The sequence below is a fragment of the Lentzea albida genome (assembly GCF_900111005.1).
GTDB classification, from domain to species: domain Bacteria; phylum Actinomycetota; class Actinomycetes; order Mycobacteriales; family Pseudonocardiaceae; genus Lentzea; species Lentzea albida.
Window position 1 is genome coordinate 211,102 of sequence record NZ_FOFV01000012.1, and the last position, 25,871, is coordinate 236,972.

The 25,871-nt window shown below is 70.6% G+C and carries 12 protein-coding genes (1 of these 12 running past the window's edge); 6 read left to right on the plus strand and 6 right to left on the minus strand.

Going from position 1 to position 25,871, the window contains the following annotated elements; all coding sequences use genetic code 11:
* Positions 1–11,695 carry the final stretch of a hypothetical protein gene (locus tag BMY74_RS45255; protein WP_089921391.1) on the plus strand. 19,145 nt of this gene lie to the left of the window's left edge, so 11,695 of the gene's 30,840 nt are visible here — the last part of the coding sequence; its start codon lies beyond the left edge, outside the window; its stop codon occupies positions 11,693–11,695.
* Positions 11,696–11,705: 10 nt separating this feature from the next.
* Positions 11,706–12,551 (plus strand): XRE family transcriptional regulator, encoded by an 846-nt coding sequence (locus BMY74_RS28010; protein ID WP_245786398.1) that lies wholly within the window; start codon positions 11,706–11,708, stop codon positions 12,549–12,551.
* Here the strand turns inward: BMY74_RS28010 and BMY74_RS28015 are convergent.
* The 3 genes from BMY74_RS28015 to BMY74_RS28025 all read right to left on the minus strand — a co-directional run bounded on the left by BMY74_RS28015 (position 12,535) and on the right by BMY74_RS28025 (position 15,966).
* Positions 12,535–13,743, minus strand: coding sequence for an MFS transporter (locus BMY74_RS28015; protein ID WP_245786399.1), 1,209 nt, complete (start codon positions 13,741–13,743; stop codon positions 12,535–12,537). The two genes, BMY74_RS28010 and BMY74_RS28015, sit on opposite strands and share 17 nt — an antisense overlap.
* Positions 13,744–13,895: 152 nt before the next feature.
* The gene (locus BMY74_RS28020) at positions 13,896–14,759 is read right to left on the minus strand and encodes an RlpA-like double-psi beta-barrel domain-containing protein (RefSeq protein ID WP_177229957.1); all 864 of its coding nucleotides are present in this window, start codon (positions 14,757–14,759) and stop codon (positions 13,896–13,898) included.
* A gap of 223 nt (positions 14,760–14,982) precedes the next feature.
* Positions 14,983–15,966 (minus strand): TDT family transporter, encoded by a 984-nt coding sequence (locus BMY74_RS28025; protein WP_245786400.1) that lies wholly within the window; start codon positions 15,964–15,966, stop codon positions 14,983–14,985.
* 109 nt (positions 15,967–16,075) lie between these two features.
* On the opposite strand from BMY74_RS28025, the gene BMY74_RS28030 reads away from it, so the two are divergent.
* From BMY74_RS28030 to BMY74_RS28045, 4 genes are all read left to right on the plus strand, one after another.
* Complete coding sequence (locus BMY74_RS28030) at positions 16,076–16,978, plus strand: LysR family transcriptional regulator (protein ID WP_177229958.1); 903 nt, start codon at positions 16,076–16,078, stop codon at positions 16,976–16,978.
* A gap of 229 nt (positions 16,979–17,207) precedes the next feature.
* Positions 17,208–17,528, plus strand: coding sequence for a hypothetical protein (locus tag BMY74_RS28035; protein ID WP_089921398.1), 321 nt, complete (start codon positions 17,208–17,210; stop codon positions 17,526–17,528).
* Entirely contained in the window at positions 17,525–18,031 is a 507-nt protein-coding gene (locus BMY74_RS28040; RefSeq protein WP_089921402.1) for a YceI family protein, read from the plus strand. Before BMY74_RS28035 ends, BMY74_RS28040 begins: the two co-directional genes overlap by 4 nt.
* Positions 18,032–18,280: 249 nt before the next feature.
* Positions 18,281–21,868 carry a discoidin domain-containing protein gene (locus BMY74_RS28045; RefSeq protein ID WP_089921404.1) on the plus strand — a complete coding sequence of 1,196 codons (3,588 nt, stop codon included), beginning with the start codon at positions 18,281–18,283 and terminating at the stop codon, positions 21,866–21,868.
* On the opposite strand, the gene lgt is transcribed toward BMY74_RS28045, so the two are convergent.
* The 3 genes from lgt to BMY74_RS28060 all read right to left on the minus strand — a co-directional run bounded on the left by lgt (position 21,789) and on the right by BMY74_RS28060 (position 25,812).
* Positions 21,789–22,703: a prolipoprotein diacylglyceryl transferase gene (gene lgt, locus BMY74_RS28050; protein ID WP_089921406.1), complete on the minus strand. Its 915-nt coding sequence runs from the start codon at positions 22,701–22,703 to the stop codon at positions 21,789–21,791. The two genes, BMY74_RS28045 and lgt, sit on opposite strands and share 80 nt — an antisense overlap.
* 85 nt (positions 22,704–22,788) lie before the next feature.
* Complete coding sequence (locus tag BMY74_RS28055) at positions 22,789–24,570, minus strand: CocE/NonD family hydrolase (RefSeq protein WP_089921409.1); 1,782 nt, start codon at positions 24,568–24,570, stop codon at positions 22,789–22,791.
* Positions 24,571–24,690: 120 nt separating this feature from the next.
* A complete protein-coding gene (locus BMY74_RS28060; protein ID WP_089921411.1) occupies positions 24,691–25,812 on the minus strand; it encodes a fatty acid desaturase family protein in 1,122 nt (373 codons plus the stop codon).
* Between the last annotated feature and the right edge of the window lie 59 nt (positions 25,813–25,871).

The window sequence follows — 25,871 nt, forward strand, 5'->3', positions numbered from 1 at the left end:
GGTTCCCAGCCCCACGGATCTGCGCACGAGCACGATCCAGAAGGGCTCCCTCGCGTCGACGAGCGTGACGACGCAGATCTCGCAGTTCCGCCAGCAGCACGACCTGGAGAACGGCCACCTGGTCAACTCGTTCATCGAGCCCAGGCCCACGACGCCGCTCCCCGGCCACACGCAGGCACCGCCCGTCACGCCGTACGAGCCCGATGCCGCCGAGATCGAGAAGTCCGAGAGGGCCGAGGACCTCACCGTCCAGCTGCTCGCGACCGAGCTGAACCGGCCGATCGTCGTGCACAACGCGGACGGGACGGTCGACACGTTCGCGCCGCTGCACGACCTCAAGCCCGAGGTCCAGGAGCACTCCACCAAGGCCGACAAGGACAAGGCCAAGAAGTGGAAGGCGCCGGCACACGGGACCGAGCTGCACATCGACCGGCAGACCAACCCCGACGGCAAGTCGACCTTCAGCGCGCACGACGACCGGGGCGAGGGACCGTCGACCCGGTCGGCGCCCCCGGTGTGGACCGCGCCGGAGACCGACGCCCCGACGCGGCCGGCACCGCCGAACCCCGTCATCCCGATGACCGTGCTGGCCCCGCAGCCGGTCGGCCAGGTCATGCCGGCCGCGCAGACGCTGCCCGGCTTCTTCCAGAGCAACAAGGCGCTGGGCACGATCGCGCCGACGGACGTGCGCGGCGCCGAGAACGTCACGAACGCGATCGACAACCTCAAGCCGGCCGATGCCGCCCGCATCCAGCAGGCGATCAAGGGCGACTTCGAGTCGTTCCTCGACAAGGGCCGCAACTTCCAGGTCAAGATCGGCAACACCTGGTACGAGGCGAACATCCGCGCCACCATGCAGGCGCAGACCGACGTCGCCCCCGAGGCGGCGCCCGGCGTCAAGGTCGACGCGACCGCGCAGTCGGGCAACTCGTCCTCGACCGCGCACACCGTCGCCACGGCCAACGACATCGGCGGCTCGGCCTCGGCCAGTGCCGGGTTCGGCGCGTACGGCTCGCTCGGCGGCAAGGCGCAGTTCGCCACGCCCGCGCAGTCGCAGAGCACGTCCACGTCGCTCACCGACCAGCGGATCATCCGCGCCGGCGAGGGGTCGACGCAGGCCACCGTCAAGGTGTCCTACGAGATCACGCTGGCCGACCCCAACGGCGGGCTCAGGCCCGTCGCGACGGTCGACACCGGCACCGACGTGACGCTGCAGATCCCGAACGACCTCGCGAAGATCACGGCCTCCGGCAACTCGACGGTGTCCGCTCCCCCGGCGGACCCGAACTGGGGCACCAAGCTCGAGCACCCCGCACCGGAGGCGGTGACGGTCGGCGACCCGTACAAGGCGTTCGCCGACGTCGCACGCGACCTGCACCCGTCGATCGTCAAGATCGGCTCGCCGGGCCGTGAGGCGCTGCAGAACTTCCTGAGCCCCACGGAGATCCGCAACAACCTCGGCGCGATGCTCGGCGGCGCCTACGTGACGTCGCCGGACCTGATCAGCCCGCACGCCAGCAAGGGCGCCGCGGTGCAGATGACCGCGACGCTGAAGGACGCGCGGCTCGTCGGCACGCTCGACACCGGTCAGCTCCGCCTGCACGAGACCACCGCGCACAGCAGTGGTGTCTCGTCGACGACCAAGTCCGGTGGTGACGTCACCGCCGGTCTCGGCTTCAACGCCGGTCTGCCGAACGTGGTGGGCGGCCAGGCCGGCGCCACGGTCGGTTACGCCGCGCGCACGGCGGAGAACGTCAACGCGGGCATCAACACCGCCCACAAGAGCGGCATCCAGCTCAAGGGCGACACCGGTCTGTACGAGGTGACGGCCGACGTCCAGGTCCGCACGCCCAAGGGCGTCGTGACGATCCCCGTCACGACCTACATGCGCGTGGGTCTGCCCGAGGCGGCCCACGCCGGACTGCCGACGCCGGACGGCACCCGCCGCTCCCTCGTCGACGAGTCCAACAAGGGCAAGAAGTTCCCGCCGCCGTACATGGGCGACGCGATCGCCACCGGCAACGCCAAGGTCGGCGAGTTCGCGGTCGCCTCGGAGGTCCAGACGCAGGTCGAGGACGCGCTGCGGGACATCCCCGGGTTCGCCAAGTTCCTGCCGACGTGGAACGACCCGTCCGTGAACCCGCGCAGCGGCAAGGGCAAGGGCTTCGCCGACGTCGCCGAGCAGCTCGCGAACCAGCGCAAGCTGACCTCGCAGCTCTCCCCCGCGGCGCTGCGGACCAACATGGACAGCCTCATGGGTCCCGGCGTCCAGGTGCAGCTGAAGAACAGCGGCACGTCGACCAACACCTACGTCAACATCACGGTCAAGGCGAAGGTCACCGACCCGAAGCACCTCGGGCAGGCCGACGCGCGCAACGTCCGCGACGCCTCGTCCACCGGCCCGAAGCTCGACAGCTCCTCCAGCACCACCAAGGGCTGGAGCGGCGGTGTCGAGGGCAAGGTCGTGATCCCCGGTGAGACCAAGGCCGCGAAGCTGAGCCCGGCCCCGCAGGCGGGCGTCAAGTACAACCACTCCTGGACGGACAAGACCACCGCCGGGCCGACGGTCAACAGCACGTCGCTCAGCGTCGGCAGCCCGAACGCCCAGGTGTTCCGCGGTGACGTCGAGTTCGAGGTCGAGATCACGACGTTCACCCGGCCGCGGGCCTGGGTGCGGCGGGTCGTGCCCGGCGCCCCCGGCTTCCACTCGCCGGAGCAGACCACGGTCGCGAAGACCGGCGACGGCAAGCTCGCGCCCATCAAGGGCGAGGTCAACCTCTGGGTGTCGGACAGCTCCACCCTGGACGACGACCCCGGCAAGGGCTTCGAGCCGGGCAAGCCGGAGGTCGGCACGCTGGCGGACGCCCCGTCCGTCAAGAAGCTCCTCAGCACGAAGCCGAAGGAGAAGGCGCCGGAGTTCCTGCACGTGGAGGCCGTCGCGAACACGACGGCGTTGCGCGACCAGGCCATCGACGCCCTCAACCGCGCGGCCGGTGGTGACTCGGCGCTCACGGTGCCGGGCACCGCGTCCCGCGCGCAGATCGACAAGATGTTCTCCCCGGAGAACATCAAGGCGAACCTGCGCACGCTGACCGAGACGGGCATCCAGGAGCAGGGCCTCAAGTACGACCGCCGGGTCATCGACCGCACCGGCGCGATCGGTGTGAAGTTCGGGCTGAGCAACCCGAAGATCGTGTCCATCTCGGACAACACCGGTACCGAGAACGCCAGCACGGGTGGGTACAAGGCGGGCCAGTCGTCGACGACGAACCGGGCCGTCGACATCACCGGCGGCATCAACGTGCCGATCAAGCCGAACGACCCCGCTCCGCCCGCCGGGGAGCCCACGCCCACCAGCGGCGCCGGTGGCTTCGCGGTGGCGGGCAAGGTCACGCCGTGGTCGGACTCGAAGACCACGGGCAAGGAGGTCGGCGGCAGCCACGACCGCAACTACGTGACGCCCGCGGGTGCCCGCACCGTGCTGGTGCAGCTCGATGCGGACGTCACCGTGGTCGGCGAGAGCCGGGCGGCGAACTTCATCGCCGGCACCACGCCGAGGTCCGAGGGCGCGACGATCACCCTGCCGAAGTCGGTGTTCGTGCGGGTGACCGAGGACGTGGCGCGGGACATGGGTCTGCTGCCCGACGTGCAGCCGAACGTGCCCAAGCCGGACTTCCCGGAGATGGCGCCGCCGGCGACGGTGGCGAAGGACGAGCCCGGCGCGCTGGGTCTGTCCGTGGTGGAGAGCGTGCCCGACCTGTCGGACGTGGTCGCGGACCTCTCCACGAAGGTCAACGAGAAGACGGCGAAGCGCTTCGGCGACCCGCTGCTGCCGGACTCGGTGCTCAAGGACTCGATGAGCAACCTGCAGCGCCTGGTCGACTTCAGCTCGCCCGCCAGCGTCAAGGCGATGATCGACAGCGCCCTGGACGGCGGTGTTCCGCTGCTGGTGCACCAGCCCGGCACGTTCGGCAAGGACTCGTTCCAGGTCACGTTGCGGGCCAAGGCGGACACGCCGAAGTTCGAGAACGTGGTGAACGACGGCGTCGAGATGGAGTCGACGATCGCCGGCTCGCACAAGGTGACCGACGGCCAGGGCCGCGCCACCGGCTGGGGCATCGGGCTCAAGGCACCGGGCCTCGCCTCGCCGGGCAGCGCGAACCCGAATGTCTCCGGCACCGCGGGCGTGATCGCCACCGCGAACATCGGGCAGTCGACGAGCAGTTCGGTCACCACCTCGACGACCGACCAGCAGGCGAGCTTCCGCGCGGGCAGCGGACCGGCGGCGCGCTACACCGTGCCGATCGAGTTCGAGCTCGTCGTGGAGAAGGGCGACAAGGTCATCGCGACCGCGCCCAGCGGCGTGCGGGAGATGACCGTCCGCCTGCACGCGGACAACCAGAAGGTCCACGGCGGCGCGGCGCCGCAGCCGTACAGCAGGGAACAGCACTCCCGGACCCCCGACCAGGGCAACGCGCAGGCCATCGACGACTGGCGGCAGGAGGGCAGCCCCTCCGCGCTGCCGCCCGGCGCGTCGGTGGAGAACCTGCGCGGCGCCAAGGACCTGCGGGCCGCGGCGATCCAGGCGTTGCAGGACGCGGGCGCGAAGAAGGGCCTGACCGGCAAGGGCACGGGCTCGCTCAACAGCCTGCTGGCCACGCTCAGCCCGGAGAACCTGCAGCCGCACCTGCCGTCGATGCTGTCCGGCCCGTTGTCGGTGCCGGGCCTGCACGAGGCGGCGCTGACGTTCGGCCAGGACGCCGACGTCAAGGTGTACGCCAAGCTGGTCGACCCGACGCTGGGCTCGCTCAGCGACGGCGTGGCGCTCGAGAACCCGAAGACGCAGATCACCGCGACCAGCACGGACTCGAAGGTCACCGAGACCGGTGACCTGTCCGCCGGTCTCGCCACCGGTGGCGCCGGGATCAAGCAGAACACCGACCCGAAGGACAACGTCAACTTCGCCACGAGCGGCCTCGAGGTCCGCCACGCCGGCGAGGACGCCACCGCGAACTCGGGCGGCCAGACCGACAACAAGGTCAACAACCTCAAGCCGAAGGCCACGACCGGCCTGGTGCAGTTCGGCGTCGAGTACCGCGTAGTGGCGACGATCGGCGGCAAGACCGCCGTGGTCGACCTCTCCGTGCCGAACTCGGCCGCGGTCCGGATGCCCACGTCCGACGCGCAGGTCGTGCTGCGCAAGGACTTCAGCGCCGAGCTGACGTCCGCCCAGGCCGAGGTCAAGGCCGCCGCGGACGCCTGGCGCGCCGCCGAGGTCGAGGTCGACAACCGGCGCCACGAGGCCCAGCAGGTGATCAACACCTCGGCCGCCGTGCTCGCGAAGAACGACTCGGCGTTCACCTCGGTCCAGATCGACTACAACAAGGCGATCGGGAAGTTCGAGGAGCAGCAGGCGAAGCTCCCGGAGCTCGAGGCCAGGGCCGAGAGCGCCCGGCAGGAGGTCGCCCGGACGCTGCAGTCGATCTCCGAGCTGTCCCCGAAGGTCGGCGGCCTCGGCGCGCTGGCCATGACGGCGCAGTTCGAGGTGGACGACGCGAAGGCCGACGTCGAGACCAAGGCGGAGACGCTGCGGTCGCTCGAGGAACAACTGGCGGGCAACCCCGGCCTGCAGAGCCAGGTCGACCTCGCACGCCAGGCGCACGCGGACGCCCGGACGGCGTTGGAGAACGCGGAGACCACGTTCACCAACACGCAGAAGTCCATGCAGGAGGCGCAGAAGCAGCTCGACGCGGCCAACGCGGCGATCGGCGACCTGCGCACGGAGGCAGGCGACCGACGGGCGGAACTCGTCGCCCAGCAGCAGAAGGTCGCCCGCTTCGACGCCGCCCGCGTCGGGGCGATGGCCCGGCACGACCAGGCGGCGGCCCAGCTCGCCGCCGACCGCGCCGCGCAGGAGGCCCTGGTCCGGACCGCCGAGACCAACCTCGACAACGCCCGGCGCACGGCCGACACGCGGCAGCAGGAGTGGTGGAAGAAGAAGGAGGCGGTCGACCAGAAGATCGCCGAGTACAACAACCCGCCGGACACGACCACGTCGTCGTCCACTCCTCCGCCCCCGCCGCCACTCCCGCCGGCGCCTCCTTCGGCGCCTGAGAGCTCGCGGTCCGCGCCGCCCGCCGAGGAGTCGGCCGAGGCCTCGACGAGCCAGGACGCCCGGACGCGTCCGGCGCCGCCGCCTCCCGCGTCGTCGTCCGCCGTGGACTCCACTGCGGACTCCACGCAGGAGGCTCCCGCACCGACCGAGACCGACGTCCGGCTCGCGGCGCTGACCGCGGACGCCGAGGCGAACGCCTCGGACTTCGCGAAGTCCGTGAAGGCGAAGCTGGAGGGCGACCCCGGCAGGTTCGTGCAGTCCAAGGCGGGCCTGCACCTGCTGAAGGCCTCGGTCGTGCTCGACACCAAGACCGACGAGATCGCCGAGCTCATCAGGACGCACGGCGTGGAAGAGGTCGCGGCGTCGTTCAACAAGGCGTTCGAGCGGCCGTACGTCGAGGGCGCGCAGCTGGAGCAGTTCGCCGACCTGGACGACCCGGACAACCGGGCCAGGTTCGACGAGTGGGCGCACCAGCTGTGGAACACGGTCAGGGAGTCCGACGCGCTGAGCTCCGACGCCGACAAGGTGGCGGACCTCTTCAACCACGACAAGGGCTACAACCGCGGCTTCAACATGGCCCAGGACGCCGCCCTCGCCGAGATCATGCCCGCGCCGGAGCTGGCCGAGGCCGTCGGTGCCACCCCTCCGTGGGGCACCGACCTCGACGACCAGGCCATGTGGGTGCAGACCGTGCTCGGTCAGGCGAAGGTCATCCCGGCGAACAAGGCCGTCACCCCGGAGGTGTTCACGCAGGCCGCCGCCGCCAACCGGGGCGTGCTCGGGGACGCGCTCGGCTTCCCGCTGACCGACGCGAAGATCGCGGAGCTGCGCAAGGAGTTGGAAGAGCAGGGCATGGTGAAGACGCCGGACGCGGACACGCGTCCGGCGCCCCAGCCGCCCAACGCCCCCTCGACCAACGCCCCCTCGGCCGACGGCACCACCTCCGCCAACGCCGACGACCAGGCGCCCACGCGCGTCCCGGACGTCGTCGTGCGCAGCCACCTCCAGGCCCTCACCGCCGACGCGATGTCGAACGCCTCTCCCCTGGCCCTCCAGGTCCAGGCGACGCTCACCGCGAACCCCGGCCGCTTCGTGCAGGCCGCGGCGGGCCTCGACCTGCTGCGGGCGTCGGTCGTGCTCGACACCAGGGCCGACGACATCGCCACGATGATCCAGCGCCACGGCGTCGAGCAGGTCGCGCGGGCGTTCAACAGCGAGTTCGGCCGCCCGATCATCGAGACCGCGCAGCTCGCGCAGTTCGGTGACCTGAGCACCCCGGAGAGCAGGGCCGCGTTCGACGGCTGGGCGCACCGGATGTGGGAGACCGTCAACCACACGCCGTCCTACACCGCGAACGCGGACAAGCTCGCCGCCGACGTCTTCAACCACGACAAGGGCTACAACCGCGGCACGAACTTCGCGCAGGACGCGGCGTTCGCGGACCTGGTGGGCGCCCCGCCGCTGGCCGACGCCATCGCGGGCACCCCGCAGTACGGCACCGACACCTACAGCCAGGCCCTCTGGGTGCAGAAGGTGCTGGGCGACGCGCAGGTCATCCCGTCCGACGCGATCGTGAGCCCCGAGGCGTTCACGCAGGCGGTCGACGGCAACCGGGCCGAGCTGGAGGCGGCGCTCGGCGTCGAGCTGACGCCGGAGCTGGTCGCCGAGCTCAAGGTGCACCTGCAGGGTGACGGCATGGTGGCCGACGACCCGGACGTGGAAGCGGCGTCCGAGGTCGAGGTGCCGGTGGTGTCCGATGTGGACACGACCGCCGAGTCCACGCCTGAGGTGTCAGTGGTGTCCGAAGTGGACACCACTGCCGAGTCCGGGACCACGTCCCAGGACAACGGCACCACCGGCCGGTCCGCCGAGCCCGAGCGCTCGTCCCCGGTCCACGACGTGGCCGACCGGTCCGCCGAGCCGGAGGCCGCGTCCCGCGACACGACCACCGACCGCTCCGACCTCCTCCCCCCGTCCGCCCCGGCCCCGCTCCCCGAGGCCGAGGCCAAGCTCCTCGCCCTCACCGACGAGGCCATGGACACGGCCACCCCGCTGATGAACCAGGTGAAGGCCGAGCTCGAGGGCAAGCCCCGGACCTACCTCGACCACGAGGCCGGCCTGCACCTGCTCCGCGCGTCGGTGGTCCTGCACACCCGCTCCGACGAGATCTCGGCGTTGATCGACGAGCACGGCCTCGACGCCGTCACGAAGGCGTTCAACGACCAGTTCAAGCGGCCGATCATCGAGAGCCAGCAGCTCACGGCGTTCGCCGAGGACCCCGGCAGGTTCGGCGACTGGTCGCACCAGCTGTGGAGCACGCTCGAGGGCAGCGCCACCTACTCGGCCGATCCCGCGAGGATCGCGTCCGAGGTGTTCAACCACGAGAAGGGCTACAACCGCGCCTTCAACATGGCGCAGGAGACCGCCCTCCTCGACATCATGGGCGCCCCGCCGCTGGCGGACTCCATGAACAAGGTCGCGCTCCAGGGCACGGAGTCGTCCCACCAGGCGCTGTGGGTGCACGAGGTGCTCGCCAAGTCGAAGCTCGTGCCGGACGGCCTGGTCGACCCCGAGGTGTTCACCCGGGCAGTCACCGACAACCGGGCCGAACTGGGCGCGAAGCTCGACGTCGACCTGACGCCGAAGCTGGTCAACGAGCTGAAGGAGACCCTGCAGTCGTACGGCATGGTCGACGACGACCCGGATGCGGAACCGTCCGCTCCCCCGGTCGACGCGCCCGTGTCGCACCAGCCGCCCGCGGACCCGAGTTCGTTGCACAGCACCGACTCCAGCGCGCCGTGGTTCGACCCGCGGGACCCGGTGTCCTCGCAGGCCATCGCCGACGCCCGTGCCACGACCCCGGCCACCAGCTGGGTGCGCGGTGAGGACGGCGGTGTCCTCGACTCCACCAAGGTCGGCCCGCACGGCATCTCCATGAAGGCCTGGCGCGGCCCGATCGCCTACGACAACCGCGTCCTGGACGTCGACGGCGTGCCGGTGCGGGACTTCACCGTCCGGCTGCACCTGAACGGCGGCGACGCCGACGTGCGGCAGCGCACGCTCGCGGGCGTCGAGGAGATGTACAACCAGGGTTACCGGCTGCCCAGCGGCGAGCAGTTCCACGTCACGGTCGAGTTCACGAACGACCCCGCTGACGCGCACGCCACGATCGACGTCACGAACGACCCGCAGGGGCGGGCCAACCAGCTCACCTGGCCCGCGCACACGGACGCGCGGCGCCTGGCCCACGAGGTCGGGCACTTCGTCGGGTTGCGCGACGAGTACCTCGAGCCCGGCGACGTGAAGCCGATCTTCCAGCACCAGGACGGCCGGGGTCACGTCGTCAACGACAACACCCCGATGACCCAGGGCATCGACAAGGCGGACGCCAGGCTCAAGCCGCGGCACCTGGAGCTGGTCGAGAACCGGATGAAGGCGCTGCAGTCGCACAACAGGCCGCAGCCCGAGGTCGCGGAGCGGTCGGACCTGCCGGCGCCGAACATGCCGAAGCGCGGCAACGAGCACCTGCCGGCCGACCCGGCGGGTGATGCCGTCAAGCGCGCCCGCGAGGACCTCGCCGAGATGTCCATCGAGGACACCGACGTCGAGATGACCGACCGGCACGTCGTGCTGGACAACGAGAACGGCGTGCAGAACGCGGCGTTCGAGAACCTCGCGAACGGTCAGGTCCTGACGCCGATCACCGCCGCGAACTACCTGCAGCGGACGCGGGACGGCATCGCGAACAACGAGAAGCCGTCGTTCGTGGTGAGCATGATCGTGCGGGCGAGCGAGCTCGACCAGCTCGACAGCGTGATCGACGGCGTCATGGCCGGAGCGCAGGACGTGGACGGCCGCGTGGCGTTCGTGCTCGGCGTGAACGCCTCGACGCAGGCGGAGATCGACGCCGCGATGGCGGCCCACGCACCGACGATGAACGGGCGCACCGAGCCCGTCGCGCTGGTGAGCGTTCCCCACGGGCGCAAGGGCTTCAAGTTCGGCGAGACGCGCAACGCCACGCTGGACAGCAACGCCCACGAGTTCGCGGTGACGGCGCTGGCCGCCAACGGGACGCACCCGTACGTGTCGGTCATGGACTTCGACGCGGGCGACCGCACGACCCGCCAGGGCGGGCACGTCTTCGACCACGTCACCCAGCTGATCGACGGTCGCGTCGGTGACGAAGCGGGCGACCCGTCGCGGCCGCTGCTGATCGGCGGCGGTTACCGGGTCGCCGTCACCCCGGAGAAGCTGCACAGCGACGTCCTCGACCGCATCAACGGCGACTCGAAGACCTCGGACGCGCAGAAGGAGGCGCTGCGGGACAAGCTCGCCGAGGCGGGCTTCTACGAGAAGTTCGTCCAGGCGATCGACGCGGACATGCAGGCGCGCCGGACGCAGCAGGGCATCCACCCGCTGCTGCCCTACACGCCGGAGCCCAACCTGTTCGTCGACGGCCTGGTGCCGCTCGTGGAGCCGAAGGTGCGGTTCGGCGAGGGCCAGGCGGAGTTCGGGCAGCTCGGCCAGTCGCTCAACCGGTTCTACGCCACGGAGATCGTGAAGCTGCACACCCCGGCCGACGCCGCGGGCATGGACGCGGCGCTGGAACTGGCCAAGGTGGACGTCCAGAACAACCGGCACCCGGTGCGCGGCGAGGCGTTCACGACGGACTTCGTCGGGGGCGACACCGGCACCGACCTGTCCCGGATCGCCTACGGGCTGATCAAGGACGGCAAGCTGCCGCAGTCGCACACCGCGCTGCCGAACGTGTCGGAGCGGTTCCTCGACGGCAAGTCCGCCAAGGCGGGCACGAAGTTCGCCGAGGAGCGCGAACGCCTCGGCACCGGTGACCACGCCGTGGTCGAGCCGTTCCTGCCACCCGCCGAGGGTCGGACCACGAACACGTGGAACCCGCCGAAGAAGGTGGAGACCCAGCTCGGCGCACCGCAGAAGAACCGGATGAACCCGGCGGTGTCCGCGCCGATGCCCGCGCCGTTCGACCAGGTGCAGGCGGGCATCCAGAAGGAGCACAAGGTCGTCGCGGCGCACGGGCTGGTGTCGTCCGACCACGTCAGCACCACGCAGCGGCAGTTGCGCTACCTCAACGAGAGCGTGCTGGTGCGCCAGCCCGTGCCACCGGTGACGAGCAACGGTCTGTACGCCGTCATCGGTGAGGCCCGCGGTGTCGACCCGGTGGCGTTGCGCCGGCAGGTGGTGAGCCTGGCGGCGACCCACCAGGCCGTGACGAAGGCCGTCGCGGACTACTCCGTCGGCCGCCCGATGCACCAGGGCCACCTGTACGGGGCGCTGGTGGAGAACCTCAACTGGCGGATGCACAGCGACCCGGCCGAGAACAACGGCTTCTACAACGCCCGTGACCTGCTCGGACACCTGATCGCGACGGAGCAGGGCGTCAACATCCGGATCCACCAGGCAGGCCGCGAGCCGGAGCTGCTGCGCCCGCTGGGACCGCCGTTCCCCGACACCGTCGAGGTCGAGCTGGTGCTCGACGGCGGCCAGGTCACCTACCGGCGGTACCAGCCTCCGGGAGGGGTGCAGCAGGACGTGCAGATGCATTAGCGTGACCAGCGTGGACGAGTTCGCGCAGGCTCTCCGGACGGCGATCACGAATCGCGGTCTCGGTCTGGAGCGCCTGCGCGAGCACCTCTCGCAGAACGGCGTCTCCGTCTCCATGGCGACGCTGAGCTACTGGCAGACCGGCCGCAGCCGACCGGAGCGGCAGAAGTCGCTGCAGGCCGTCGTCCACCTGGAGCACATCCTGCAGGTGCCGCCGGGCCACCTGTCCGAGCTCCTCGGTCCGCCCCGGCCTCGTGGCCGCTGGTTGCGCGGTGCACCGGCGCCCATGTCCGCGTTCTGGCCGTTCCCGGCGCCCGTCGAGCACGCGTTGCACGACCTCGACACCCAGTGGGACGACCAGCTGCTGCGGGTGAGCCAGCAGGACTTCGTGACGATCGGGGCCGACCGCACCGAACGGGTCTTCCGGTCGCGGCAGGTCCTGTCGGCGTCCATGAGCGGGCCCGACCGGTGGGTCGTGATCATGCACCTCGACGACCACGACCGGCCGTTGCCGCATGTCAACGCGTTGAAGAACTGCACGGTCGGGCAGGTCGTGCGGGAGCCTGCCGAGGGGTTGCTGGTCGCGGAGCTGCTGTTCGAACGGCCGTTGCGCAAGGGTGAGAGCGTCGTGATCGAGCACGAGCTCGTGAACCAGGACCCGTGCCCGCCCGCGTCGAACTACGAGCGCAAGTTCCGGCTGCCGACGCGGGAGTACGTGCTGGAGGTGACGTTCGAGGGCGACGCCCCCACCTCGGTCCTGCAGCTCGCGGACGGGTCGTCCGTCGCTCCCGGCCGCACCCTGCTGGACGTGGCGCTGGACGTGCGGCCCGGGGTGCGCGGCTTCAGCTGGACCTGGTGAACCCCTTCGAGGACGGCACCAGCGCGGCGGCCGCGGGGGCGGCGAAGCAGACGACGGCGCAGGCGCCGAGCACGACACCGCTGCCGAACTCGTCGACGGCCGGGGCCATGAAGGCCAGCCCGACCGGGGCGAGGCCGAAGGACAGCAGGAAGTCGAGCGAGGAGACGCGGGCGAGCTTGCCCGGTTCGACCTCGCGCTGGACCGCGGTGAACCAGGGGACGTTGAACAGCTCCATCCCGATGCCGCCCACCACGTACGCGGCGATCAGCACGAACGGGTGCACCGGCAGGAGCAGGGCGAGCGGGACGAGGCCGTAGCAGGCCATGCCGGCCAGCGCGGTCCAGCCCGGTGTCCTCGGGCGCCAGCGGGCCATCAGCGCGGCTCCCGCCAGCGCGCCGATCGTGTACGCGGTCGTGGCCGCCGCCAGCACCGCCTCCGTGCCGTAGCGGTCGCGGCTCACCACCGGCAGCAGCACGGCCGTGGCGGAGTAGCCGAGGGCGACCATGGAGGTCAGCGCGCCGAGGCCGGCGAGCAGCCACGGGTGCCGGCGGGCTTCGTGCAGACCGTCGAGGAAGTCCGCCGCGAAGCTCGTCCTCCCGGTCGTCCGGGCCGGTGCGTCGCCACCCTTGGGCGGCACGAGCGCCGCGACCAGCCAGAGCACGGCCGTGACGACCAGCAGCACCTTCGCGTCGGTGACGAGGGCCGCGAGGGCGGTGAGGCTCGGCGCGACCAGCGTCGTGACCCTGATGGCGAGCGTCGTGGCGGCGTTGGCCTGCTGCCGCTGCGGCTCCGGCACCACCTCGGCCACCAACGCCTGGAACGCGGGCCGGCACCCGCCCTGACCCGCGCCGACGACCGCGGCCGCGACGGCCATGAGGAGCAGCGACCGGCCCATGCCGAGCGCGATCACCGGTGTCATGACCGCACCCGTGAGGCACGACCAGAAGACGACGCGGCGACGCGAGTGCCGGTCGGCGAGGACACCGGCGACGGGAACGGCGACGAGGAAACCGACGGTTCTGGTGGCGAGCACGACACCGAGCTCCACGGCGGTGATCGAGCGTTCGAGCACGGCGAGGCCCAGCACGAACGGCAGCGCCCACATCGCGAGCCCCGACGCGGTGGTGCCGGTCCACAGCCGCAGGAACGCGGTGTTCCGCAGGACAGATGGCGCCGTCGCTTTGTCCGTCACGGCTTTTAAAGTCTCACTCCGGACGGGTCGGTGGCCACACCTGAGATCACTATTCCCAGTGAGCGCGAAACAGCACGGCGGACGGCTGTTCCCCCGCGCCTTGAAGGGAACACCCGCCCGCCGTGCTGTTCTGACCGTCCTTTGCGGACAGATCAGCCGATCTTCTCGATGCGCGCGTTGCGGATGAGGAACTTGCCGGGCTCGCGGACCTGTTCGAAGGCCGCGTTGTTCAGCAGCGCGCAGCTGCCGGACACCGACGCGACCTTGACGGTCGTGGACTTGTTGTTGTCCAGGTTGGTGACCTTCAGGGTGGTGCCGATCGGGAACGTGCCGCTGGACGCGGCCGGCGCGCCACCCTCACCGGAGAGCGTGACGGTGGAGCCGTTGCAGACCTGCTGGCCGGTGGCGCCGTCGCCGGCACCCTGGTTCGCGTCGGGCTGCTGGGGCTGCTGCGTGGGCTGGGCCTGGTTGCCACCGTTGTTACCGGCGTTGCCCTGGTTCGCGTTGCCCTGGCCGGCGTTCGCGTTGCCCGCGCCGCCGTCACCCGCGCAGCCCGCCGCCTTGCGCCGCTGCTGGATGAGGTCGACCACGGCCTGCCGGTTCGCGATGCGGGCCTCGGACTGGGAGTCCGGGGCGGCCTTCTGCCCGGCGATGAAGTTCAGGTTGTTCTGCAACGCCTTGTCGAGCCCGCCGCAGTCCTCACCGGACGTCGCGGCCTGCCCGGCTTCGGGCTTGGCCTGCACGTTGTTGCCGCACCCGGCCGCCGCACGGCGCTGGTTGATGAGGTTGACCACCTGCTGGCGGTTCTGGATGCGCGCGTCCGACTGGGCGTCGGGGTTGGCCTGCTGGCCCGCGATGAAGTTCAGGTTGTTCTGCAGGGCGGTGTCCAGTCCGCCGCAGTCCTCAGCCGCGTTCGAGTTGGTGCCGCTGAAGGCGAAGATGCCACCGGCGACAGCAGCGACCGCCAGCACGGCGCCCGCGCCGATCATGGCGGGCTTGCGGTGTCGAGCGCCCATTCTGTGTCTCCTCGGGGGGTCGGGCGGTGTTGTACCGATGACTACGGGGAGGTCACGGAGCGGGTTCAAAGAGGAGTCGATGTTGTTGGTTTTAAATGGTTTTAAGGTTTTCGGGGTGGTGGTGATCTTGCTGGTCAGGGGCGCTTTTCCACGGGTGTGGCGGAAATCGCCGGTGATACCGGTGGAATCGGTGGTCATGTCGATCGGCCACTTCTCACTGAGATCAGCGGGTCAGCAGCGTCCGAACGGCCACGGTGATCCACGCGGCCACGAGCGCGCCGTACAGCACCACGGCGACGACGGAGAACATCGCCGACGGCACCCGCGCCGCGAGCGCACTGGTCCCGGTCACCAGCGTGCCGAGCGGGAAGACGAAGCTCCACCACGTCAACGCGAACGGCAGTCCGCGCCGGGCGGTCCGCACGGTCACCGCCGCCGCGAGCGCCACCCACAGCAACGCGAACCCCCACGCGATCGTCCCGTACAGCACGCCGAACGCGGTCTGGCCGGGCAGCACGGGCACACCGGCCAGCAGGTTCGCCGCGGTGATCGACTGGCCCAGCGGCCCGAGCACGATCCACAGCGTCGGCACGGTCGAGGCGGCGCCGAGTCCGTGCCGCACCAGCCCCTGCCAGATCTGCGGCACGATCACCATCGTCGCGAACAGACTCACGCCGAACAGCGCGTAACACCCGAGCACCAGTGCCTGCCGGGACGGGCCTTCCGCCACGTGCCGCGCCAGCACCGCGCAGGAGGCGGCGGACACCATCGGCGGCACCACGGGCATCAGCCACCCGGCGAACGCGCGTTCGCCGCTGCCGATCATCCGCAGCGGCACCAGCACCGACGTCGCCAGCCCGAGCAGCGTGCCGACCGTCCACAGTGTCCAGTCGAGCGCGAGGGCCGCGGGCAGCCCGATCCAGTCCTCGCCGAGCAGCACCGCGCCGGTGCCGACGGTCATGAGCGCCATCGGCGGCGCACCCCAGAACTGCGCCATCACCGGGTCGGCGAACTGCTCGCGGACCGTCGTCCACGTCCAGCGCCGCAGCGCGGCGGTCACGAGGAGGACGAGCAGCGCGGCGTCCAGGGCCCACACCACCGTGGCGGCGGTGCGCAGACCGGGCAGGGACGCCCCGGCCGTGGCGACGATCCCCGTCCCCATCACGGACGCGAAGAGGTTCGGCCCGAAGGGCGCCGCTCGTCGCACCTCTGGGGCACGGTGTGGTCGAGGTGCGAGAGCGGTCACGACATGACAATCCTCGTGCCCGCGCTCCTCCGGTAGACGGCAATCACCGATGTGCACATAGGCTGTCCCTATGCCTCTGCCGTCCAGGGTCGCCGACCTGACCAGCTTCGACCTCCTGCTGAGCGTCGCCGAGCTGGGCAGCATCGGCCGCGCGGCCCAGGCGCACGGCATGTCCCAGCCCAGCGCCAGCGAACGCCTCCGCACCCTCGAGGGCCGCGTCGGCGTCACGCTGCTCGAACGCACCCCGCACGGCGCGCGCCTCACCACGGCGGGCCAGCTCGTCGCCGGCTGGGCGGCCCAGGTCCTGGCGCGCGCGGCCGACCTCGACGCCGGCATCACCAGCCTGCGCGCGGACCGCCAGAGCCACCTCAGGATCGCCGCGAGCCTCACCGTCGCCGAATACCTGCTGCCCGCGTGGCTGATCGCGCTGCGGTCCACCAGCCCGGACACCGCCACGGTGCTGACGGCGGGCAACTCGGTGCACGTGGCCGAGCAGGTGCTGGCGGACAAGGCCGACCTGGGGTTCATCGAGAGCACCGACGTCCCGGCGGGCCTGGCGTCCCGCGTGGTGGCGCACGACGAACTGGTGCTCGTCGTGGCTCCCGGACATCCCTGGGCCAGGCGCCGCAGGGTCACCGCCACCAGGGCCGCCGCGACGCCGCTGGTCAGCAGGGAACCCGGTTCGGGCACGCGCCAGGCCTGGGAGCACGCGCTGGCGGCCGCCGGCATCACCGAGTCCGCCGGGCCGCTGCTGGAGATGTCGTCGACGACGGCGATCAAGGCGGCCGCGATCGGCGGCATCGGCCCGGCGGTGCTGAGCCTGCACACGGTGGCCGCGGACGTCGCCGCCCGCACGCTGGTGCGGGTCCAGGTCGGTGACGTCGACCTGCACCGGGCGCTGCGGGCGGTGTGGCCGGCCGGGCGGGCGCCGCGGGGACCCGCCGCCGACCTGCTGGCGATCGCGACGCGGTAGGCGGTGTCCCGGGAGTTCGTCCGGTGGCAGGCGCGGAGGCGGTGGCGCCGCGATGCCCTCACACCGAGCGTGTGCGGGCGCTGCGGGCGGTGCCGTCTCCGGGCCCCAGGCCGTCGTCCTCGCCTGCGAGACGGGCCTCGTCACGCCCGGTGCGTGACCTCCGTGCTGGCACGGATCCGCGCGGGCGCGCCGGTGGTGAGACTCGGTGCACCAACCCGAGGAGGCGACCATGTACGCACAGCTCACCTACTTCGACGGCCCCCGCAGCGCCGAACTGCTCGCCGCCGCGGACTTCGCGGCCAGGGAACGGATCGAGCCCGTGGCCCGGTCGGTGCCGGGCACCATCAGGACCTACGTGCTGCGGAAGTCCGACGGCGCCGAGATCGTGCTGACGATCGCCGAGTCCGAACAGGCGCTCGCGGACGTCCAGACCGCGATCATGGGCACCCACCTGCTGCCCGGCGAGGACGCGGCGCTGCTGCCGGGCGCCGATCGGGTCGAGGTCTACCCGGTGCTGACCGTCGTCGAGCACACCGGAGCGCGGTCATGACCGCCACGAGCACCCTCACTTCCGGCGTCTGGCGGGCGGACGTGCGCCGCAGCACCGCGTCGTTCGAGGTCGCCAACCTCGGACGCGGTGTCCACGGCACCGTGCCCGTCACCGCGGGCACCCTCGAGATCGGCGCGGACGGCGCGCTGCTGGCCGTCCACGGCACCCTCGACCTGGGCTCGATCGACACGGGGAACGCGCGCCGCGACCTGGACCTGCGCAAACCGAACCTGCTCGACCTGGACCGGCACCCCACGATGACGTTCCACTCGACGTCCGCGCGGGCGGACGGGTCCGGCTGGCACGTCACCGGCACGTTGTCCGCGCGGGGTGCGGCGACCGAACTGGACGGCGTGGTCACCCTGTCCTCCGCGGAGGGGGCGGAGGCGGTGCTGACCGCGACCACCCGGCTCGACCGCCGGACCCTGGGTGTTCGCGCGCCGCGCTTGCTGATCGGCCGGTACGTGGACATCACCGTCACGGCGGTGGTCCGGCCGGCATGACCCGCTTGAGCCGCCGAGGGACCTGCGGCCCTCGGCGGCGTTCACCGCTCGTACCGGTCTTTCGCACGGTCCCGACCGGGACAGACACCACGCAGTACCGTTCTCCCTGGCCACCGCACCTGCCCGTCCACCGGCTGCTGACATCGATGTCTGCGTCGCCAAATCCTGTCTCGCTTGTCTTGTTGACCAGCCAGGTAACGAGACCGAAGCTTTCTGGCAACGTTGTCAGGACAGGGATCGGAGCTCGCAATGGCGCAGGACTTCGGCAGCGGCGTGTCGCGGCGACAGGCGCTGGGCGTGGGAGGCGGATTGCTCGCCGGGTTCGGCGTGAGCGGCCTCCTGGCGAGGACCGCGTCGGCCGCGCCGGAGGTGGCACAGCGGGAAGAGATCGACCTCGCGTTGTTCCGGCCCGTGTCGGTGTCGTCGACGGACTACGCGGCCACGCCGGGGCAGTTCGCCGTGGACGGTCTGGCGCAGGTCGGGGTGCGGGGCTCCGGCTGGCGGGCCGGGCAGGGCGACGGGCAGTGGCTGGTCGTCGACCTGCAGGGGCGGTGCGAGATCAGTTCGGTGGTGCTGACGTTCGAGGCGAGGCCCGGTGACCCGGCGTTCGACGCGAACGCGTCGCGGGCCGAGACCCTCGGCACGGAGGTCCTGTCCAGTTACGCGGTGGCGTTCGACCTCGACGTGTCCGACGACGGCCGGACGTGGAGGACGGTCCACCACGCCGAGTCCGGTACCGGTGGCGTGGTCACCGTCCCGTTGGCTCCGGCGGTCAAGGGGCGCTGGGTCCGGTTCTCGGCCACGCGCAGATCGACGACGAACCCGTTGGGCCTCAACGGTCTCCAGGTCTTCGGCACCAGCGGTGACACCCGCCCCGCCGTCCGGGGCTGGACCAACTGGCCGGTCCAGAACCACGAGAACCCCGCGCTGACCGTGGCCGCTGACGGCTCGGTGCCGCTCGAGTCGGGCTGGGTGCTCACCATGGCGGACCTCGCTCCGGTCCAGGACGGCGCCGCGATGTCGGGTCCGGGCGTCGACACCCGCGGCTGGGTGCCCGCGACCGTTCCCGGCACGGTGCTCGCGTCGCTGGTCGAGCAGGGCCACCTGCCCGATCCGGTGCACGGCATGAACAACCTCCAGATCCCGGAGGCCCTGTCGCGGCACACGTGGTGGTACCGCCGCACGTTCGGCCTGCCGCGCGGCCTCGACACCTCGGCGGGCCGGCACGTCTGGCTCGAGTTCGACGGCATCAACCACGAGGCCGAGTTCTGGCTCAACGGAGCCAAGATCGGCGCGCAGAGCAACCCGTTCGGCCGGGCCGTGATCGACGTGACCACGGCCCTGAAGCGGTCCGGCGACCAGAACCTGGCCGTGAAGATCACGCCCATGCCGTACCCCGGCAGCCCCGGCGACAAGGGGCCGCGCGGTGAGGCGTGGGTCGGCGCGAACAGCACGATGTTCAAGAACTCCCCCACCTACCTCGCGGTGTCGGGCTGGGACTGGATGCCCGCCGTCCGCGACCGCGCCTCCGGCATCTGGAACCACGTCCGGTTGCGCTCGACCGGTGCCGTGGTGGTCGGCGACCCGCGCATCGACACCGTGCTGCCGGACAAGACGACGGCCGAGGTCACGTTCACCGTGCCCGTCCGCAACGTCGAGGCCACCGCGAAGAACGTCACCGTCACCGCCGAGTTCGACGGCGTCGAGGTCAGCAAGGCTGTCACCGTGCCGCCGAACGCCGAGTCGGACGTCGTCTTCGCCCCGGCCACCCACCCCCAGTTGCGCATCAGGAACCCGAAGCTGTGGTGGCCCAACGGGTACGGCGAGCCCGTCCTGCACGACCTGACGCTGACGGCGACCGTCGGTGGCGCGGTCAGCGACCGCAAGAAGCGCAAGTTCGGCATCCGCCAGGTCACCTACCAGTACGACCTGCCGATCACGATCGTCGACGGTGCCGCCGAGCAGACCGTCGAGTTCCCCTCCCAGCAGGCGCGCTACGTCCGGATGCAGGGCCTGAAGCGGGCCACCAACTGGGGTTTCTCGGTCTTCACGATGTCCGTGGTGGACAGCGGGGCTCCGGACACCGACCTGGCGCGCGGCAAGACCGCCACGGCGTCGTCGGCCGCCGACTGGACCTCACCCGGTGCCGTCACCGACGGCGACCCGAAGTCGCGCTGGACCTCGAACTACAACGACAACGAGTGGGTGCAGGTCGACCTCGGCGCCGCCACCTCGTTCGACCGCGTGGTCCTGCGCTGGGAGACCGCCTACGCCGCCACGTACAAGATCCAGGTCTCGCAGGACAGCGACACCTGGACCGACGTGGCGTCGAAGGACAACTCCCCCAAGCCACTGATCATCCTCGTCAACGGCGTCAAGATCTTCGCCCGCGGCGGCAGCTGGGGCTGGGACGAGCTGCTGCGCCGCATGCCCGCCTCGCGCGCGGACGCGGCCGTCGCGCTGCACAAGGACATGAACTTCACGATGATCCGCAACTGGGTCGGCTCGTCGTACCGCGAGGAGCTGTTCGACGCCTGCGACCGGTACGGCATCCTGCTGTGGAACGAGTTCTGGCTCGGCTGGTCGTCCGATCCCGCGAACCACGAGCAGTTCTTCGCGCAGGCCGAGGACACCGTGCTGCGCTACCGCTCGCACCCGTGCTGCGTGGTGTGGTTCGGCTGCAACGAGGGCAGCCCGCCCTCCTCCGTCGACAAGGTGCTGCGGGAGATCGTCCACACCAACACCGACCTGATGTACCAGCCGAACTCGGCGAGCGGCGTGATCACCGGCGACGGCACGTACCGGTGGGTCGACCCGCGCTCGTACGGCACCGGCGAGGCCACGGGCGGGAAGTTCGGGTTCTGGAGCGAGATCGGCCTGCCCACGGTGTCCGTGGCCGAGAGCATGCGCAACCTCGTCGGGCAGGGCAACGCGGGCTGGCCGATCGGGGAGGCCTGGTACCACCACGACTGGTCGGAGAACAGCAACCAGCAGCCGAACGGCTACAAGGCCGCGATCGACGCCCGCCTCGCGCCGTCGAGCAGCCTGGAGGAGTTCACCCGCAAGGCGCAGTTCGTCAACTACGAGAACATGCGCGCGATCTTCGAGGCGTGGAACTCGCGGCTGTGGAACGACGCCACGGGCGTGCTGCTGTGGATGTCGCACCCCGCGTGGCACAGCACGGTGTGGCAGACCTACGACTACGACATGGACGTCAACGGCAGCTACTACGGCTCCCGCAAGGGCTGCGAGCAGCGGCACGTCCAGGCCGACCCGACGACCTGGCAGGTCACCGCCGTCAACCACACCGCGGCCGCGCTGACCGGCGCCACCGTCAAGGCGCAGCTGCTCGGCCTGGACGGCAAGGCGATAGGCCAAGCACAGCAGCAGAAGCTCGACGTGGCCGCCACCTCGGCGAGCAAGCTGTTCACCGTGCCGTTCGACGACGCACTGCCCGCGTTCCACCTGCTGCGCCTGACCCTCACCGACTCCACAGGCAAGCAGTTGTCCGAGAACGTCTACTGGCGTTACCGCACACCGGAGTCGATGCACGCGCTCAACCAGTTGGCCTACACGCAGCTGCAGACCACGTTGAGCACCACCAAGAACGGCTACACCGCAATCATCCGCAACACCGGCAGGACCGTGGCCGCGATGGTCCGGCTGTCGCTGCGCGAGCGCAACGGCACCGACCGCGTGCTGCCGACCCTGTACAGCGACAACTACTTCTGGTTGCTGCCCGGTGAGGTCCGCACGGTCACGATCGATCCGCAGAGGTCGGTCCGGAACCCGCGGCTGCTGGCGGAGGCGTACAACTCGGCGCCGAAGCTGACCTGAGGTCCTCCCTGCCCGGATGCCGCCGCGCCGACCACGCGGTCAGCGCGGCGGCAGCCAGGCACACCAGCGCCGACGTCCAGATGTTCAGGCGCAGGCCGAGGATCGTGTTCGCCTCGTCGATCCGCAACGCCTCGATCCACAGCCTGCCCAGCGTGTAGAGCACGACGTACAGGCCGAACGCCCGGCCGTGCCCGAGGGTGAACCGGCGGTCGGCCCAGATCACCACCGCGGCCGCGGCGAAGGTCCACAGCAGTTCGTACAGGAACGCCGGGTGGAACGTGCCCAGCACCACCGCGAGCCCGTCCGGCCCGGTCACCGCGCGACCGGCGGCCTGGTCCCACTCGTGGATCGTCAGAGCCCACGGCAGGTCGGTCGGCGCGCCGTACACCTCGTTGTTGAACCAGTTGCCGAGACGGCCGATCCCCTGCGCCAGCAGGATTCCCGGCGCCGCAGCGTCGGCCAGCGGAGGTAGTGCGACGCCGGCCCGCTTCGCCCCGATCCACGCTCCGAGGGCGCCGAACGCGATCGCGCCCCAGACGCCCATCCCGCCTTCCCAGATGTACAGGGCCTTCACGGGGTTCCCGCCGGGACCGAAGTACGGCTGCCAGGACGTGGCCACGTGGTAGAGCCGGGCGCCGACGATGCCGAACGGCACGCCCCAGGTGGCGATCTGGTTGACCACCCCGGGCCGGCCGCCGCGCTGGACGTAGCGGCGTTCGGTCAGCCAGGCGGCGACGAGGACGCCGGCGATGATGCAGAACGCGTAGGCGCGGATCGGCACCGGGCCGAGGTGCCAGACGCCCTGGGTCGGACTCGGGATGGCCGCGAGCAGCATCGCGCCAGGCTAATGAGACCGGGGCCTGCGCACTGTGAAGTGCGCAGGCCCCGGTCCGTCAGCTCACCGGTTCACCGTTGCGCTGTCAGCGGGGCACCACTCCCCCGACGATCGGCAGCACCACCTTGCTCGCGCCCAGCGACACGTTCAGCGACACACCGCTCGCCGCCGAGTCCGACGCCAGGTAGGCGTTGTGGTTGGTGACGAGCACGATGCCGATCCGGTGCCCTGCCGGGATCAGCGCGTCACGGGCGTGCAGCTTCCAGGTGACGTCCGCGGTGGTCCCGTTGGTGGGCAACGGGGTCGCGGTCTCCAGCGACAGCCGGTTCTTGGCGTCGATGGCACCCTTGGTCAGCATCGTCGCGGTGACGGCCTGGACCGAGACGTCCGGCGGACGGGCGCAGCCGGTCTTGTCCCGCAGGTCGTTCTTGCCGCACACCTCGGTCGAGAGCTGCAACGGGCTGCGTTCGCTCAGCACGGTCTGCGTGCTCGGGCCGTAGTCCACCAGCAACGCCGTGAGCGGCGTCGACGCCCGGTTCGAGGCGACCCGGACGGTCAGGCTGACCTCACCGGACAACCGCGTGTCCTTGGTCAGCGGCGGGGTCACGTAGGCGAGCCTGTTGGTGTTCGCGGTCTCCGGGTTGGCCATCATGCTGGCCTCGCTGATGTTCGCGTTCGCGGCGAGGCGGTGCGTGCCGCTCGTGACCGGAGTGGTGGTCAGCGAGCCGGACATGCCACCGGACGCAGGACCGAAGTACAGCGTGGTGTCGCGGGTGTCCGGGCGCGGCCACGAGGCGGCCTGCTCCCAGCTGCCGTCCGGCTTCTGCACGTCGGCCATGGGCTCGGACATGATCCCGTTGTCGGCGCCCTTGAGCCAGTGGTCCATCCACAGGCCCATCACGCGCTGCCACTCGGCCTGGCGGAACGAGATCGGGTCGAGGTGACCACCGCGGTGCAGCCAGATCTTGCGCGGCACGTCGTGGCTCTCGAGTTCCTTCCACCAGCGGCCGAACTGCGACGGCTTGACGTTCCAGTCGGCCTGGCCGTGCACGACGAACACCGACGCGGTCGTGTTCTGCGCACCGGGCCGGTAGTCGCGGGCCTTCCAGAACGACGTGTAGTCCCACGACTCGTCGCCGTCGTCGGCGGACAGCTTGTCGAACACCGGCTTGCACTTGGACTTCTGCGCCGCGCTCACGACGTAGTTGGCGAGGTACGTCGGGTAGTTCGACTCCCAGCCCTTGTAGCCGATCCCCTGGTCACGCGCGTACTCGTACCAGCTGGAGATCGCCGCGATCGGCACGATCGTCTTGACGCCGGGGATGTTCGCCGCGGCCGCCGCGTTGGGCAGCGTGCCGTTGTAGGAGACGCCGAGCATGCCGACGTTGCCGGTGCTCCAGCTGGCGACCGCTGCCCGGCCGTCCGCGTAGAACGCCTTCGCGCGGCCGTTCAGCCAGTCGACGACCGCGCGGACGCTCGCCGTGTCCTCGGGACCGCCCGTCGTCGGGCAGCCGGTCGAGCGGGAGGTGCCTTGCATCTCCATCTCGACGACGGCGTACCCGCGCGGCACGAAGTACTCGTCGTACCAGCGGCCGAAGCCGCGCGGCACGGTCATGGACGACGCGGCCGCGGCGCCCAGTCCGTAGTAGGGGCTGGCCTCCATCACGATCGGCACGCGTTCGGCCGTGTCGGGCCGCATGACGTCGGCCGCGATGCGGTCGAGCTTGCCGTCGGAGTCACTGTCGATCGTGGACTCGACGTAGACGGTTTCGGTGATCGCCGCGGCCGCGGGGGCCGCGTTCGTGGCAGGCGTGTGGATCGTCGCGGCCGTGAGCAGGGTGGCCGCGACGAGGTAGACCCTTCGCATAGGTTCCTCCGTCGGAGGGCCCGATGAAGCAGCAGGGGTGTCGCTCGGGCCCTACGAAGGAATCTCACCGAACTCGGCGGTGTCGCCGGTACGGCCGAAAGATCTAAACCATTGCTTGTCTCAGGCCGCGACCAGTTCCTTGTCACGGTCCGCGGTCTTCTTGACCTTCGGCTTGCGGTTCGGCAGCGACAGGCGGAAGACCTTGTGCCACGCCGAGAAGACCTGCTTGGGCAGCGGGCCGGTCACGTAGTCGAGCTCGTACTTCTCGAACAGCGCCTTGACCTTCACCGCGACCTCGGCGTACCGGTTGCTCGGCAGGTCGGGGAACAGGTGGTGCTCGATCTGGTGCGACAGGTTGCCCGTCATGAAGTGCATGGCCTTGCTGCCGCTGATGTTCGCGGAACCCATCATCTGGCGCAGGTACCACTGGCCGCGCGTCTCGCCCTTGATCGAGCGGCGCTCGAAGGTCTGCACGCCCTCGGGGAAGTGACCGCACATGATCACCGAGTGCGACCACAGGTTGCGGATCAGGTTCGCGGTGAACGTCGCGGCGAGCGTCGTGAGGAACGACGGGCCCGACAGCAGCGGGTGGATCACGTAGTCCTTGAGCACCTGCTTGCGGATCTTGCGGCCCACGGCCTTGGCCCGCGCGCGGAACTCGGGGTTCTTGCGGCGGCGCTTGTGCAGGTTCTTGCCGAGCTCCAGGTCGTACGCGGCGATGCCGTACTCGAAGAAGCAGGCGTTGATGAAGTTCCACACCGGCTGCCCGAGGTGCATCGGGTGCCACTTCTGGTCCTCGTCGACGCGCATGATGCCGTAGCCGAGGTCGTTGTCCTTGCCGATCACGTTGGTGTACGTGTGGTGCAGCTCGTTGTGCGAGTGCTTCCACTGATCGGCCGGGGACACGTGGTCCCACTCCCAGGTGGTGGAGTGGATCTTCGGGTCGCGCATCCAGTCCCACTGGCCGTGCAGGATGTTGTGGCCGATCTCCATGTTGTCCATGATCTTCGCCACGGACAGGCCGGCGGTGCCGATGATCCACGCGGGCGGGAAGAACGAGAACAGCAGGATGCCGCGGCTCGTCAGCTCCAGCTTGCGCTGCGCCGAGATGACCTTGCGGATGTAGGCCGCGTCCTTCTCGCCGCGGCTCGCGATGACCTCGTCGCGGATCGCGTCGAGTTCGCGGCCGAGCTCCTCGATCTGCTCGTCGGTCAGGTGGGCGGTGGGGTCGATGGCGGTCATGAAGCTCGCTTTCGGGGGGAGCAGTGGCTGGGGGGTGGGCCACTTCGCGGGGGAAGAAG